Annotated in this window: 9 protein-coding genes; 4 read left to right on the forward strand and 5 right to left on the reverse strand. The window is 63.1% G+C overall.

Annotation, left to right across the window (positions count from 1 at the left end):
• Positions 1 to 197: 197 nt before the first annotated feature.
• The 3 genes from KJQ96_RS23735 to KJQ96_RS23745 all read left to right on the forward strand — a co-directional run bounded on the left by KJQ96_RS23735 (position 198) and on the right by KJQ96_RS23745 (position 4920).
• Positions 198 to 1694, forward strand: a complete 1497-nt coding sequence (locus KJQ96_RS23735) for a hypothetical protein (protein ID WP_213288929.1) — start codon at positions 198 to 200, stop codon at positions 1692 to 1694.
• A 262-nt stretch (positions 1695 to 1956) separates the two neighbouring features.
• Entirely contained in the window at positions 1957 to 3834 is a 1878-nt protein-coding gene (locus KJQ96_RS40350) for an ethylbenzene dehydrogenase-related protein (RefSeq protein WP_213288930.1), read from the forward strand.
• A complete protein-coding gene (locus tag KJQ96_RS23745) occupies positions 3835 to 4920 on the forward strand; it encodes a 2Fe-2S iron-sulfur cluster-binding protein (protein WP_213288931.1) in 1086 nt (361 codons plus the stop codon).
• Here the strand turns inward: KJQ96_RS23745 and KJQ96_RS23750 are convergent.
• The 3 genes from KJQ96_RS23750 to KJQ96_RS23760 form a co-directional block, all read right to left on the reverse strand.
• Positions 4917 to 5729 carry an MBL fold metallo-hydrolase gene (locus tag KJQ96_RS23750; RefSeq protein ID WP_213288932.1) on the reverse strand — a complete coding sequence of 271 codons (813 nt, stop codon included), beginning with the start codon at positions 5727 to 5729 and terminating at the stop codon, positions 4917 to 4919. The genes KJQ96_RS23745 and KJQ96_RS23750 overlap by 4 nt on opposite strands.
• 72 nt (positions 5730 to 5801) lie before the next feature.
• Positions 5802 to 7424, reverse strand: a complete 1623-nt coding sequence (ggt, locus tag KJQ96_RS23755; RefSeq protein ID WP_213288933.1) for a gamma-glutamyltransferase — start codon at positions 7422 to 7424, stop codon at positions 5802 to 5804.
• 113 nt (positions 7425 to 7537) lie between these two features.
• Positions 7538 to 9514 (reverse strand): primary-amine oxidase, encoded by a 1977-nt coding sequence (locus tag KJQ96_RS23760; protein WP_213288934.1) that lies wholly within the window; start codon positions 9512 to 9514, stop codon positions 7538 to 7540.
• A 152-nt stretch (positions 9515 to 9666) separates the two neighbouring features.
• On the opposite strand from KJQ96_RS23760, the gene KJQ96_RS23765 reads away from it, so the two are divergent.
• Complete coding sequence (locus tag KJQ96_RS23765) at positions 9667 to 10611, forward strand: helix-turn-helix domain-containing protein (protein WP_213288936.1); 945 nt, start codon at positions 9667 to 9669, stop codon at positions 10609 to 10611.
• Here KJQ96_RS23765 and KJQ96_RS23770 read toward each other — a convergent pair.
• Complete coding sequence (locus KJQ96_RS23770) at positions 10608 to 11651, reverse strand: NAD-dependent epimerase (RefSeq protein ID WP_213289003.1); 1044 nt, start codon at positions 11649 to 11651, stop codon at positions 10608 to 10610. The genes KJQ96_RS23765 and KJQ96_RS23770 overlap by 4 nt on opposite strands.
• A gap of 46 nt (positions 11652 to 11697) precedes the next feature.
• On the reverse strand, positions 11698 to 13017 hold the full coding sequence (locus KJQ96_RS23775) for a UDP-glucose/GDP-mannose dehydrogenase family protein (protein WP_213288937.1): 1320 nt from the start codon (positions 13015 to 13017) through the stop codon (positions 11698 to 11700).
• Positions 13018 to 13039: the final 22 nt, after the last annotated feature.

A 13039-nucleotide genomic window follows, 5' to 3' on the forward strand; every position in this document is an offset into this window, starting at 1 on the left:
TTCATTCGCCGTTTTCCCGCACGGCGTGCGTCATGGATTTGTCCGTCTATCACCTTGCTTCGGCGCTCATTGGTCGCTGTGTCGGCCGAATGACGCCATCAAGCTAAATGATCCTTCACCATGCGCGACGTCCCGCCCCCTGGCGGATGGCCGCGCCTATGCATCAATGGATTTGACTGGACAGCAGGGGACGAACAATGGCTCGCTTGGCTCATGGGGATCAGCCCGACGCTGACCTCGATCTCCCGATCGATGAAGTCGCCAACCCGCCAGTCGCTCCGGCTTCCCCGTCCACGACACCGCTCGAAGAACCGCCGCCGGCCAGTCAAACGATGTCACGGCCTGTCGGTTCGAATTTCTCCGATCTCGGCTCAACCTTCAACGGCATGGCTCGGGCGCCGGTGGATACGCCGCAACAAAACGCGCTCGGCTACGGCCCCCAACCAGCCGGCAGCATCGCAAGCCACACCAACGATCTCACCGCGGTGCAGAACAATCTGCTGGCCGAGCTCAATACAGGCCAGTTTTCCGGCGCCGCGCTCGGCCATGTTCAGGCGATGCTGTCCGACATCACCAGCGCCATTTCGGCGGCCAACGCCTCGGTGAGCGCGGGAGGCTCGTTCGGCAACGCCGCCGGCGCAGAACAAGCGCTTCGCGTCAGCCAACTCAGCGTCATCAATGCCGTCAGTACCGATCCCGTGCTGGTTAATCCGGCGCCGCCCGCGCCGCTGCCCACTGCCCCCGCCGCCACGGCGCCTCACAATCTCGCGGAGATCGGCGCGATCTTCGAGGACGTGGCCAGTCAGATCCTTGGCGGGGTCAATGACGGTAACCGGGCGCAGATCACCGATGACATCAATGCCGTGATATCGGACATGCAGGCGCTGATGACCGCCAACCCGGAGTTGTTCGACGGGCTAACCGGCGTCCATGCCGATGAGATCGTGCAGCAACTCCAACTCGAACTCGTCTATATCAACGATCCCTCGATAAGCCCCAATGCAGCACAGGCGAGCGTCGACAACATCCTCGACATCATCGACATCATCCAGAGCGATGCCAATCTGGCTGATATGGCAACGCAAGACGGCATCGGCGGCCTTTCGCCGCTTCCGGATGACACCTCGCCGGCTCCGAAATATCTCGACAATGACGTGCAGACGGCGTTCGTGGCCAATTTCATTGCGCAGTCAAATTCGCTTGGAAAGCAAGCCGTCGACCTCGTGGGAAGCCAAGACGGCGAGGCGATCGCCGCGCTGATCGATGATCTCAGAGCATTCGAGAAGAGCGTCACCGATTTCGACGCGGACCTGGGCGGCATCCTAGGCGCCGAGATTGCCGCGATGATCAAGGGATTGCAGACCGGCAACGCGACGCTGGTCGTAGCTGCAGCGGACCAGATGCACGGCAATGCGGCCGATGCCGGCGGCAACAATATCCCTGTTACCGGCGGCACCTACAATCCGGACGGCTTGACGGTCGCCGAGGTGCTGGGCATGCCGGTCGCGGAGACGCCGGCAGCCGAAACGCCGGCGGCGCTGGCCGCGGCGGCTAGCGTGCAACAAGTCGCAGCCCCCACCATCAGCGGCGAGCCGGTGATGGTTGCGACTGCCGACGTAGAGATCGGGGGCGCGGACCAAGCCAATTCGGACATGCCCGAACTGGCGCATCATTTACATCATATGTGGGGATAGCGGCGCGCGGCGCGACCTCTGGCGCCCCCGGTTACGTCGGGGACGCTGGAGGCCGATACATCAAAGCAAGAAACGCGTTCGCCGATTCGGCTCACGCGGCGGGCGCAAAAGAGCTCTTCACCGGCCTGGCCCGCAAAGAACAATCTGGACGATGGTCTCACCGACGGTTTTGAGCACCATCACTAGTGCGGCAGCGACATCGGCGGTTGGTGGGACGGCGCCAACAGTTGCTGCTCGGTAGATGAAGTAGCGGGGCGTATGTGTGAGGCAGCGTAAGACGGACTATGGGACCATCATTCTACACTGGACGTTCGTGGCCGCATTCGCCGTTGCGCTCGTCACCGGCTTACGCATTGCGACGGAAACGCCTGACCGGACCTGGATCAACTGGTTCGACGCCGTGTTGCCGCGCGACAGCGTATGGATCGCCCATATGCAGGCGGCCGTCGTCCTGGTCGCCGTGGCGATCGGCTACGTCGTCTACATGCTGCGCTCCGGTCTTGGACGCCGCGTCCAGCTCGACAAGGTTCGCCTGCGCGGTTTATTCGGCCGCGGGCAGGCCAGGTTGAGCGCCGTGATTGCCCTGATGTACTGGATTTTCTTCGTCACGATGTTCGGTTTGCTGGTTAGCGGCGGCGCACTCTACTTCGGCTTCTACTCCGGCTACGACGTGGCGATGCTGCATTGGGTGGGGACCTGGGTGATCCTCGCCTTTGTCGCCCTTCATGTCCTGACCCAATACAAGAGCGGCGGCATCTCGCAACTGCTGCGCATTTTTCGTCCCGCCCCATTGCCGGCACCGCCGCCACGGCTCGACGCCGTCGAGCTCTTGGGGCTGCTGGCCGAGCGATCGGCGCGGGCGCCGGAATCCGACGGCCCGCCGCCCGAGGTTGCATCGCATCCACTGCAGCCCGGCGCAGAGGCGCGCCGCGATCGGGCGCGTGAGCCGGATCCGGCGCCGCGATCTCATGCCGGGCCATCGAGATCGCGAAACCCGACTCTGCAGGCCAATCCGTTCCTCGTGGCGGCCGCCGCTGCGATCACCGGCGCTTCGCTCCTCGTGGCTACCGATCGGCTGGCGGTGGACAGTGTTCAGATTCGCCGCATCAATCCCGCCGACGCGCCGGTCCTCGACGGCGACACGTCCGATCGGGCCTGGCGCGGCGTCAGGCCGTTCTCGCTATTGACCGGAGAAGGCGGAAATTTCGACGGCAAGGGTGAGACCAGAATCGAAATTCGCGCGGTGCATGACGGCACCTATGCCTATTTCCTCTTCACCTGGGAAGATTCGACGCGCTCGCTAAAACACCTGCCGCTCGTCAAGCAGGCCGATGGATGGCACCTGCTTCATTCCGGCTTCCAGCTTGGCGACGAGCATCAGTACAACGAAGACAAGTTTTCGGTGCTGCTGACCACGTCGGATGTCACGCTGGCGGGCGGACGAACCTTTCATCCCGGGCCGCAGCCGGTCGCCGGCGCGCCGGCCACCATGAGCGGCCGCGGACTGCATTACACGGCATCCGGCTATGCCGACGTCTGGCAGTGGAAGGCCACGAGCGGCGCGAGCGGTTGGATGGACGACACGCATTTCGGGCCGCCGCTCGACCCGACCCCGATGCAGGCGGCAAACGTCGTTCCGTACAAGGGCGGCTTCGCGCCCGACCCGGGCACGGCAAACTACCGGGACAATTTCACTGTCGAGGCCGACGCGTCAGGCGGTTCGCGCCGGAGCCGGCTGATCGCTCCGCTGCGCCTGCCCAAAGTCGTCGCCGACACGGCGAACGCGATGGGGGATATCGACCTCGATCCCAATCACGGCGAAAGCGACGGCGCGCGATGGTTCATGACCGAGCAGGATTCCGTGCCGTATTCGACCAACGTCGACACCCGCATCCCGACGGGGACCGTGATCCCGGGCGTCATCCTGGGCGGCGAATTTTCAGGCGACCGCGCCGACATCAGAAGCGCAGCCCGTTGGGCTTCCGGCCACTGGGCGCTCGAGGTGAAGCGTCGGCTCGACACCACAAGCCAGTTCGACGTGCCGATCAAGACCGGCATCTTCATGCGGGTCGCCGCTTTCGACCACAGTCAGATCAGACATACACGGCACGTCCGTCCTATTCGTATCGAGGTGGAATAAATGTCAAGGATTTGCAAAGTCACTGTCAACAACGAGCCGTATTTGGCCAATCGCGGCGAGCTTCTGCTCGACTGGGCGTTGATGAACGGGGTCGATCTTCCGCATGATTGCCGTTCCGGAATTTGCGGCGCCTGCCGCGTGCGGCTCGTCGACGGCCAGGTATTCGGCGGCCATAGCCGGGGCGACGACATGATCCACGCCTGCCAGGCCCGAATCGTCTCCGATCTCGAAATCGCGATTGAGGCGGCTCCCGAGCCGGTGGCGCTGTCGGCGGAAGTGGCGCAGACCGTTCAGCTCGCGCCCGACGTGGTGGGTGTCGACATCGAGCTGCCGAAGCCGCTCGACTATCTCCCCGGTCAGTACTGCAAGCTGCAGTTTCAAGGATTCCCGGCAAGGTCCTACAGCCCGACCTATCCGCTGGAAGGCCGGCCCCACGATCGCATCCTGCACTTTCACATCCGAAAGGTCGCGGACGGCCTGGTATCCTCGGCGCTGGGCCACGACATCCGCGCCGGACGCCGCGTCAAGCTGACGGGGCCGTACGGTCGCGCCTTTTTCAGGCAAGGCCATTCGGGCCGCATCGTTCTCGTTGCCAGCGGCACCGGTTTCGCCCCGATGTGGTCGGTCGCGGTCGCCGCGATCATGGAGCAGCCGCAGCGCGAAATGGTCTTCGTGGTGGCGGCCCGGAGCATCCGTTCGCTCTATATGCACGCGGCGCTGTGCCGGCTGGCGCTGTTTCCCAACGTCACGCTGATTCCGATGGTATCGGAGCCGCAAAATATCTCGCATGCCGTTCGCAGCGGTCGGCCGACCGATCATTTGCCAAAACTCACGCCTGACGACGTGGTCTACACCGCGGGCGCGCCGGCCATGACCGATGCGGTGGCACGGATTGCAAAGGCCGCGGGCGCCCGATGCTACACCGATCCCTTCGTGCAGGAGCCGCGGGCGGTCGAGCAGGCCGGCCTGATGTCGCGCCTCACCGGCTGGCTCAGCGAGCCGAAGTGCGGCATCCCGTTGCAGCCGGCGCAACGCGAGGCGCCGATGCCCCGCGGCGTATCCGCCGTTGGTGCGGGCAACCGCTAACCGATGCCTGAGATGGCCGCGATATATCGCTGAACGGACATTTCGAACGCCGCCTTTGCATTGTCGGCGATGTTGCGGCCCCACCACGCGCCATGGATGCGGTCGAACGTCAGCGGCTCAACCGCGCGTGCGATCCGGCGCACGGCTGCTGCATTGAGCGGGATGTAATTCGGATAGCTGTACATGAAGCTGAGGGAGCGGCGGTCCATCGCGACCATTGCGACATCCCCGGTGAGCAATGCGCCCTTCCCTTGTACACCGGTGCGCCAATGCAGGACCGTGGCACCCGCAAAATGTCCGCCGGTTCGCACCAGCAGGATATCGTCCGAGATCCGGTGGCTGTCGCCGGTCCATGGCACGATTGTTCGATGCGGCCGAGTGACGAAAGCGCGGTCGTCGCCGTGCAGATAGACCGGCACGCCGCCGAACGCCTCACTCCAGTCCGCGACCGCGCCGTAGTAGTGCGGGTGAGAGACGGCAATCGCCTTCAGGCCACCGAGCGAACGGACGTAGTCGATCGCCTCGGGCGTGGCTAACGGCACGCAATCCCACATCACGCAGCCGTCCGTTTCGCGCACGAGTAGCGCGCGCTGTCCGATCGCAAAGCTCGGCTTGAGTCCGATGCCGGGAATGCCGAGATCGTCACGCCAGACGAGCGTGTGACGTTGCGCCAGTTCCTCGCGGGTGAGCCACGCCTGTCCCTTCCAGTTCACATACTGCCGCTCGTCCTCGCAGACCGGGCACGCGGCCGGCGGCGCAGTACTTTCGGGAAACTGGGCGCCACATTGTTCGCAGGTCCATAGCGGCATCGGCACACTCCTGTCGGAAGGAGTGGTAACGCATAGCGGCACGGCTAGCCAATATGAGGCTCGGATCAACAATTAGTAACCGATCGCCGCGCCATCGCTGCGCGGATCGGAACCGCCGCTCAGCATGCCGTTCCGCCGATCGATGGTAATGCCATGCGCATGGCCTGCCATTTCGTTCCAGGTGTCCCAGCGGTTGATGTTATGGCCGCGCTGTGCGAGCGCATCGATCGTATCTGTAGGGAACCGTCCCTCGATATGCAGCGTGTCGCGCGCCTCGCCGAGCGCGAAACGGCCGGACAGGAATCGCGGCATCTCGATCGCTTCCTGGATGTCGAGACCGAAATCGACCATGGCGGAATAAAGCTGGAGCTGGATCTGCGGCTGGCCATCCGCGCCCATGCAGCCGAGCACGCTCCAGAGCTTGCCGTCGCGTTTGGCCATCGAGGCGATCAGCGTATGCAGCGGGACCTTGCCGGGCTCGAGGCGATTGGGATGATTGCGATCCAGCGAGAAGTACGCGCCGCGATTTTGCAGGATGACGCCGGTGTTTCCCGCGACCACGCAGGCGCCGAACGCGCCATACAGGCTTTGAATCAGCGACGCTGCGTTGCCTTCGCGGTCGACAGCGGCGACATAGACCGTGTCGCCGGCGAGGCTGCCGAAGGACGGCACCATGTCCCATTTCAATGCCGACCTCCCGTCGATCAGCCGGCCCCGCAGGTGCGCGTATTCCTTCGATATCAGCCGCTCGACCGGCACCTCGACAAAGGAAGGATCGGCGAGCATCTGATCGCGGTCGTGATAGGCAATCTGCTTGGCCTGTACCATAAGATGCAGATGGTCGGGCCCGAGAAAATCCTTCCGGTGCAGTTCGTGCGGCTCGAGGAGGTTGAGCATTTCGAGCACGGTAAAACCCTGCGTCGGCGGCGGCGTGTTGAAGACAGTGACGTCGCGGTACTGGCCAGCAAGCGGCTCGCCCCAGACAGCCCTCTGCCGGCCGAAATCGGCCAGCCGAAACAGGCCGCCCTTCTCTTCCGAAAAGCGCGCCATTTCAGCCGCGACTTCCCCTTGATAAAAGCCGGACCATCCACCATCCGCGATCGATTGAAGCGTGCGGGCAAGGTTTGCATTGGTGAGCTTTGCGCCTGGCCGCGCTGCCGCCCCTTGCGGAAAGAACAGCACGGCGGCCTCGCGATCCCCAAGCAGATCATCGCGCATCATCTCGATAAAGCTTGCAAGACGGCCGGTGACCGGAAAGCCATCGCGCGCATAGCCGATGGCGCTCTCGAGCACGCTCCGCAGAGGCAATCGCCCATGGACATTGTGCGCCTCGATCCAGCTCGCCACGGCGCCCGGCACCGTGAGCGTCGCCGGCACGATTCCCCGCAGCGGGATTTCCTTCAACCCTCGCTGTTCGATCGACGAAAGCGTAGCAGTGGCTACCGCCTTGCCACCGCCATTGAGGTAGCGGATCTCGTCGGTGGCGCCGTCATGAATGAGCCAGAACGCGTCGCCACCGAGACCGGTCATGTGCGGATAGACGACAGCGAGCACCGCGCTCGTCGCAATCGCGGCATCGATGGCGGAGCCGCCGGCGCGGAGCACGTCGATGCCGGCCGCAGATGCCAGCGAATGCGGCGACGTCACCATGCCGCTCGAGGCAAGCGTCACCGGTCGGCCGGTACGAATGTCCAATTCAAGCCCCTGGAATATGCCGAGCCGTCAGGCGCAAATTCGCCTGATCGTGTACCTGCGATTCATGGTCAGGTCTCCTTGCTTGATGAAAAGAAAGAGCTCACCTGCGGACGTCAGCCGCAGCACGAATCCTTGTCACGGTTGTCCCGGCTCGCAGAGTTCCGGTCGGGCGGCAGGTCCATCGCCGGATTCTCGGCAAAGAAGCCGTTCGGCTTCAGCGTGAAGCCGACATATTCGACCGGCATTACCGGAAAATCCTCGGGCCTGCAGACATGCGTCGCCCCAAAACTATGCCAGACCACGATATCCTGGTTTTCGATGGTGCGGTTCTGGGCGATATATTTCGGCAGACCGTCGCCGCCGGCATGCTGGTTCGGAAACTCGCCGCTCGCGTAGCGTTCGTCGGGGGCGTAGCGCGTCACCCAGACGTGCTTGGTCGCAAAGCCGCCGCGCGAGGTCATGTAGCAGCCCTCCTGCGCCAGCATTGCGGGCGCACTGTGCACCATCAGCTTATACGCCGTCGGACCGCCAACGCTATTCGTTCTGTTGGGGTTGCTAATCTTCCAGTACCGCCCGGTCCGCCCGTCGGCTTCTCGGGCCGCGTCGCGCTCGCGCGAGAGCGTTCGGGCCGTGACATCGAACACGTTGCCGTATGGGTTGTCCGTACCCCACGGCCGCGGGCGGAATTCGTGTTCGGTGACGGTGTTGCCCTCGCCGTCGAGCATCATGTGCAGGCGGGCATTGAAGAAGTGCTGATGGGTTGGGCCGCCGAGATTCTCGGCGACCATGCCGCCCCACGGGTAGTCCTTGCCTGCGGCGATCGCCGCGGTCTGGATGATGCCGGTCAGTTTGACTTCGAGCTGGATCGTGCCGTCCTGATAAAAATACCAGAAGAAGCCGTAATCGTAGTTTCCGACTGTGGTGAAGAAGGAGATGACGAGGCGGCGCGACCGCCGCACCTCGAACGTTTCGTTACGGAACTCGTAATGCTTCCAGAGGATCCCGTAGTCCTCTTCATGCAGGCAGATCGCGTTCTTCATGATGCTGGGCTTGCCGTAGTCGTCGGCGACCGGCACGTCGAAATAATTGATATGGCCGAGGCAGTCGCAGCCGAGCTCGAGCGCGTTGGCGAGCTTGCCCAGTCCATACTCGCCGGCATCGAAGGCGCATTTCCAGAAATGGTTGGCGGTCGGATCGGCATAGGGCACGATCATGTCGGTGACGCTGGCTCGATAAATGATCGGCCGTTCGAGCGCACCGTCGCGGAACGATATCTGGTGCAGCACGAGGCCCTCGCGCGCGGTCCAGCCGACCCGGAACGACCAGTTCTGCCAACCGACCTTCCAGCCCTCGACCGTAAAGCTCGGGCCGTCCTTCTGCACGATGTCGAGCGGCTTGACGTCCTTGCGCGTTTGCGGGATCGACGCCCGATCGTAATTGCGCGACTTTTTCGGGATGGGGATGATGTCGGGCTCGTCGACCAGATGGACGATCCTGTTCTCGATCAGGTCGACCAGCGCGACGACGCCCTCGATCGGATGCGCATAGCCGTTGTCCTTGAGATCCCTACGCCAATAGGACACGGCGCTGACCAGCCTGCGGCCCTTCTCCACCTCGCGGTCGAAATAGCCGGCCGAGAACGGATCGACCTGAACCAGCTCGATGTCCTTGTCATCGAGACCGCGCCGCTTCATCGCGCGCCGCCAGTCCGCATCGGCCTTGACGATGTCGCCGACCTTGAACACCTCCTCGATGGTGATCGGCGGCTGGCCGTAAGGATGGGCCTTGGTCGAATACTCCTGCCACGCCGTCACGGACTCTGACTCAAGGTCCACGGTGGCGACATGCGTCGCGCCGGTCTTGCAGTCGAACAGGGTGGCGGCGGCCCGCCGTGGCAGCCCAACGCCCGGCTTCCAGCTGAGGACGTCGGACTTGGCCGGCTCTTCGAGCTGCACATGAGTAAATCGCGCATGTGGACCGAGTCGCTTTTCTTTCTTCAATATTTCGGACGCCAGCGCGACTTCGGCCTCGCTGAGCGGGTCGAGCGGGTGATCGGCACTTGTGCCGACAGATGGCTTTGTAGGTATCATATCGGACCGAATTCCCATGGACCGGCCGCAGGTTACGGCCGTCCGACACGGCGCGTCTTGAATGAACCTGCCACCTCCGGCGCTGGCGGTCCTTGCCAGAGCCACCAATCCTGCGCGACGCTGGGGGTTCATCAACCGGATGTCGTCACGCGATGCCGATCAGCGTCTCCACCGACCCGATCCGTCCGACGGAGCGTCAGGCCTTCTGGACCGAGGCGATCTGCCGGTCTTTCGCCAACATCGAGACCAAGCCGCTCGGCTCCACCCTCGTCAGCGGCCACTTCGAGTTCGTCGAGATCGGCGATGCCAAGCTCGTGCGCTTCGATAGCAGCCCGCAATGCTATACCCGTGATGCCAGGCTGGTGAGCCGGGCCGGCTCGGACGAATTCATGTTCGATTTTCAGCGGCGCGGCCGCAGCGCGATGGTGCAAGCCGGCAACGAGGGCACGATCGATCCGGGATATGGCGTGCTCTATGACGCGCGCCGTCCGTTCGAGGATCGGCTATTCGGCTCCGAACAGCGCGCGGAACTGCTGATCGCAACCGTCCCCGCTGCGCCGCTGTTGCGGTCCGTTCCCGGCGCGGAACGATTATGCGCCAAGCCTGTGCCGCTGTCCGGGACTATTGCGCGTTCGATTGCCGCGATGGTTCGCAATGAGATTTCCTTGCCCGATACGCCGGGGCGACAGGAGGAGCCAGACATCGTCGCCTTCCTGTCGGCTCTGCTGCGTCTTGCCGCAGGCGCCAGTCATCAACTCAGCCGTCCCAACCTGTTTTGCCTGATCGATACCTACCTGAGGGCCAATATCGCCGCTGTCCGGCCAGTGCCGGCGCTCGCCGCCGAATTCGGCATCTCGGAGCGGACCTTCCATCGCATCTTCGCCGACCGCGACACGACGTTCGAACGACATGTCCTACATTTGCGGGTCGAGCTGTTACGCAACCTGCTGCGGCAGACTTCGCTGGCCAACATTTCGATCGCGAGATTGGCGCATCAGTGCGGATTTGCCGATGCCGCTCACGCTGCACGCGCGTTCAAGAACAAGCATGGCACCACGCCGCGAGACTTTCGCGCAGGCGTCCTGGTTCGGTTCTAGGATGCGGCTATCGCCTGGCTAGTTTCGTGGTAGCTGCGATACCAGGCCGCGAACCGCTGGATGCCGTCCTCGATCGGGGTTGCCGGGCGAAAGCCGACGTCGCGCACGAGGTCATCGACATCGGCATAGGTGGTCGGCACGTCGCCCGGCTGCATCGGCAGCAGTTCCTTGTTGGCCTTGCGCCCCAGCTCCCGCTCGAGGATATCGAGTACGAGCATCAATTCCTGCGGCTTGTTGTTGCCGACATTGTAGATGCGCCAAGGGGCGATGCTCGATCCCGGGTCCTGAATTCCGTCCAGCCCAGGCGCGGGCTGCCCGACCTGCGGCGCGCGATCGATCAGGCGGACCAGAGCCTCTGTCACGTCATCGATATAGGTGAAGTCGCGAAGCATCCGGCCGCCATTGAACAACTTGACCGGATCGCCGCGGACGATCGCGTCCGCAAACACGAACAGCGCCATATCGGGCCGATACCACGGGCCGTACACCGTGAAAAAGCGCAAGCCGGTGCACGGAATTCCGTAAAGATGGCTGTACGAGTGGGCCATCAATTCATTGGCCTTCTTGCTCGCGGCATAAAGGCTGATCGGATGATCGACATTGTCATGCACCGAGAAGGGCAACTTCCTGTTCGCCCCGTACACGGACGACGAGGATGCGAACAACAAATGACGGCAGCCATGATGCCGGCATCCCTCCAGGACATTGGTGAAGCCGACCAGATTGGCGTCGACATAAGCGTGCGGATCCTGCAGCGAGTAGCGCACGCCTGCTTGCGCAGCCAGATGGATGACGACGGGAAACCGATGGCGCGCAAACAGCGCCGGTATCGCGACGCGATCCGCCACATCCAACTCTTCAAACTGAAAACGCGGATCGTTGCGCAGGATCGCGAGCCGGGCCGCTTTCAGTTGCGGATCGTAGTATGAATTGAGGTTGTCGAGCCCGACCACACGATGGCCCGACTGCAGCAACCGTTGCGCCACGTGAAATCCGATGAAGCCCGCGGCTCCCGTTACCAGAATTGCCTGATCCGGCATCATGCGTGCATCCTCCACCAGCCGATGTCATGACGGCTCATGCTTGTCAGTACGCCACCGATTTCGGCCGCCCCACGCCGCAGTACAGAAAACCGTTCCGCCTCACCTCCTCCGGAGAGTAGATGTTGCGCAGATCGACAATCACGGGACAGGCCATGATGGTGGACAATTCTTTGAGATCCAGCGCCCGGAACTGCTCCCATTCCGTGACGATGACGAGCGCGTGGCATCCTTTCGCGCAACGATAGGCGTTGTCGCAGAAGGTGACGTTCTCGAACACCTTCTTCGCCTGCTCCATCCCGACGGGATCGAAAACGCGCACCTCGGCTCCCATGTCCTGCAGCGCGGTGATCAGCGGAATCGACGGCGCATCGCGCATGTCGTCGGTATCCGGCTTGAACGTCACGCCGAGCACCGCAATGGATTTGCCCCGGATGTTGCCGCCGAATGCATTCGCGACCTTGCGTGCCATCGCCCGCTTGCGCTGGTCGTTGACGGCGACCACTGTTTCGACGATACGCACCGGCGCTTCGTTGTCCTGGCCGGTCTTGATCAGCGCCATCGCGTCCTTTGGAAAGCAGGAGCCGCCGAAGCCTGGCCCCGCATGCAGGAATTTCTGGCCGATCCGGTTATCGAGGCCGATCCCGCGCGCGACTTCCTGCACATTGGCGCCGACCTTTTCGGCGAGATCGGCAATCTCGTTGATGAAGGCGATCTTGGTAGCGAGAAAGGAGTTGGCGGCGTATTTCGTCAATTCGGCGGTGCGGCGATCGGTATAGAGGATTGGGGAAGCGTTGAGGTGAAGCGGCCGGTACACCTCGGCCATCACGCTGCGGGCGCGCGCATCGTCCGTTCCGATCACGATCCGGTCGGGATGCTTGAAGTCGCGGATCGCCGCCCCTTCGCGCAGGAATTCGGGATTGGAAACGATGGCAACTTTGGCGTCGGGATTTTCTTCGCGGATGATGCGCTCGACCTCATCACCGGTGCCGACCGGGACCGTCGACTTGGTTACTACCACCGCCTGGTCAGGAAGTACGCCGGCGATCTCGCGCGCCGCCGCATAGACATAGGAAAGATCGGCATGGCCATCGCCGCGGCGCGACGGCGTGCCCACCGCGATGAACACCACTTTCGCACCGCTGACGGCCGATTTCAGATCGCTCGAAAATGAAAGGCGGCCTTGGCCAACGTTCCGCGCCACCAATTCGGCCAGTCCGGGTTCGTGGATCGGCATCTCCCCGTTGTTGAGGCTCGCAACCTTCTCCGCATTGCTGTCGATACAGACGACCTGATGGCCAAAATCGGAAAAGCACGCCCCTGACACCAGCCCGACATAGCCGGCGCCAATCATCGCTATATGCATTACGGTTCCTGTCTGAAAAGCC

Source organism: Bradyrhizobium sp. sGM-13, from assembly GCF_018398875.1.
GTDB lineage: Bacteria > Pseudomonadota > Alphaproteobacteria > Rhizobiales > Xanthobacteraceae > Bradyrhizobium.

What these genes read in the sequence shown, in the direction of transcription:
- KJQ96_RS23735 (WP_213288929.1), top strand. Translation starts at nt 198, where the DNA reads ATGGCTCGCTTGGCTCATGGGGATCAGCCCGACGCTGACCTCGATCTC.
- KJQ96_RS23745 (WP_213288931.1), top strand. Translation starts at nt 3,835, where the DNA reads ATGTCAAGGATTTGCAAAGTCACTGTCAACAACGAGCCGTATTTGGCC.
- KJQ96_RS23750 (WP_213288932.1), bottom strand. Translation starts at nt 5,729, where the DNA reads ATGCCGCTATGGACCTGCGAACAATGTGGCGCCCAGTTTCCCGAAAGT.
- KJQ96_RS23760 (WP_213288934.1), bottom strand. Translation starts at nt 9,514, where the DNA reads ATGATACCTACAAAGCCATCTGTCGGCACAAGTGCCGATCACCCGCTC.
- KJQ96_RS23765 (WP_213288936.1), top strand. Translation starts at nt 9,667, where the DNA reads ATGCCGATCAGCGTCTCCACCGACCCGATCCGTCCGACGGAGCGTCAG.
- KJQ96_RS23770 (WP_213289003.1), bottom strand. Translation starts at nt 11,651, where the DNA reads ATGCCGGATCAGGCAATTCTGGTAACGGGAGCCGCGGGCTTCATCGGA.
- KJQ96_RS23775 (WP_213288937.1), bottom strand. Translation starts at nt 13,017, where the DNA reads ATGCATATAGCGATGATTGGCGCCGGCTATGTCGGGCTGGTGTCAGGG.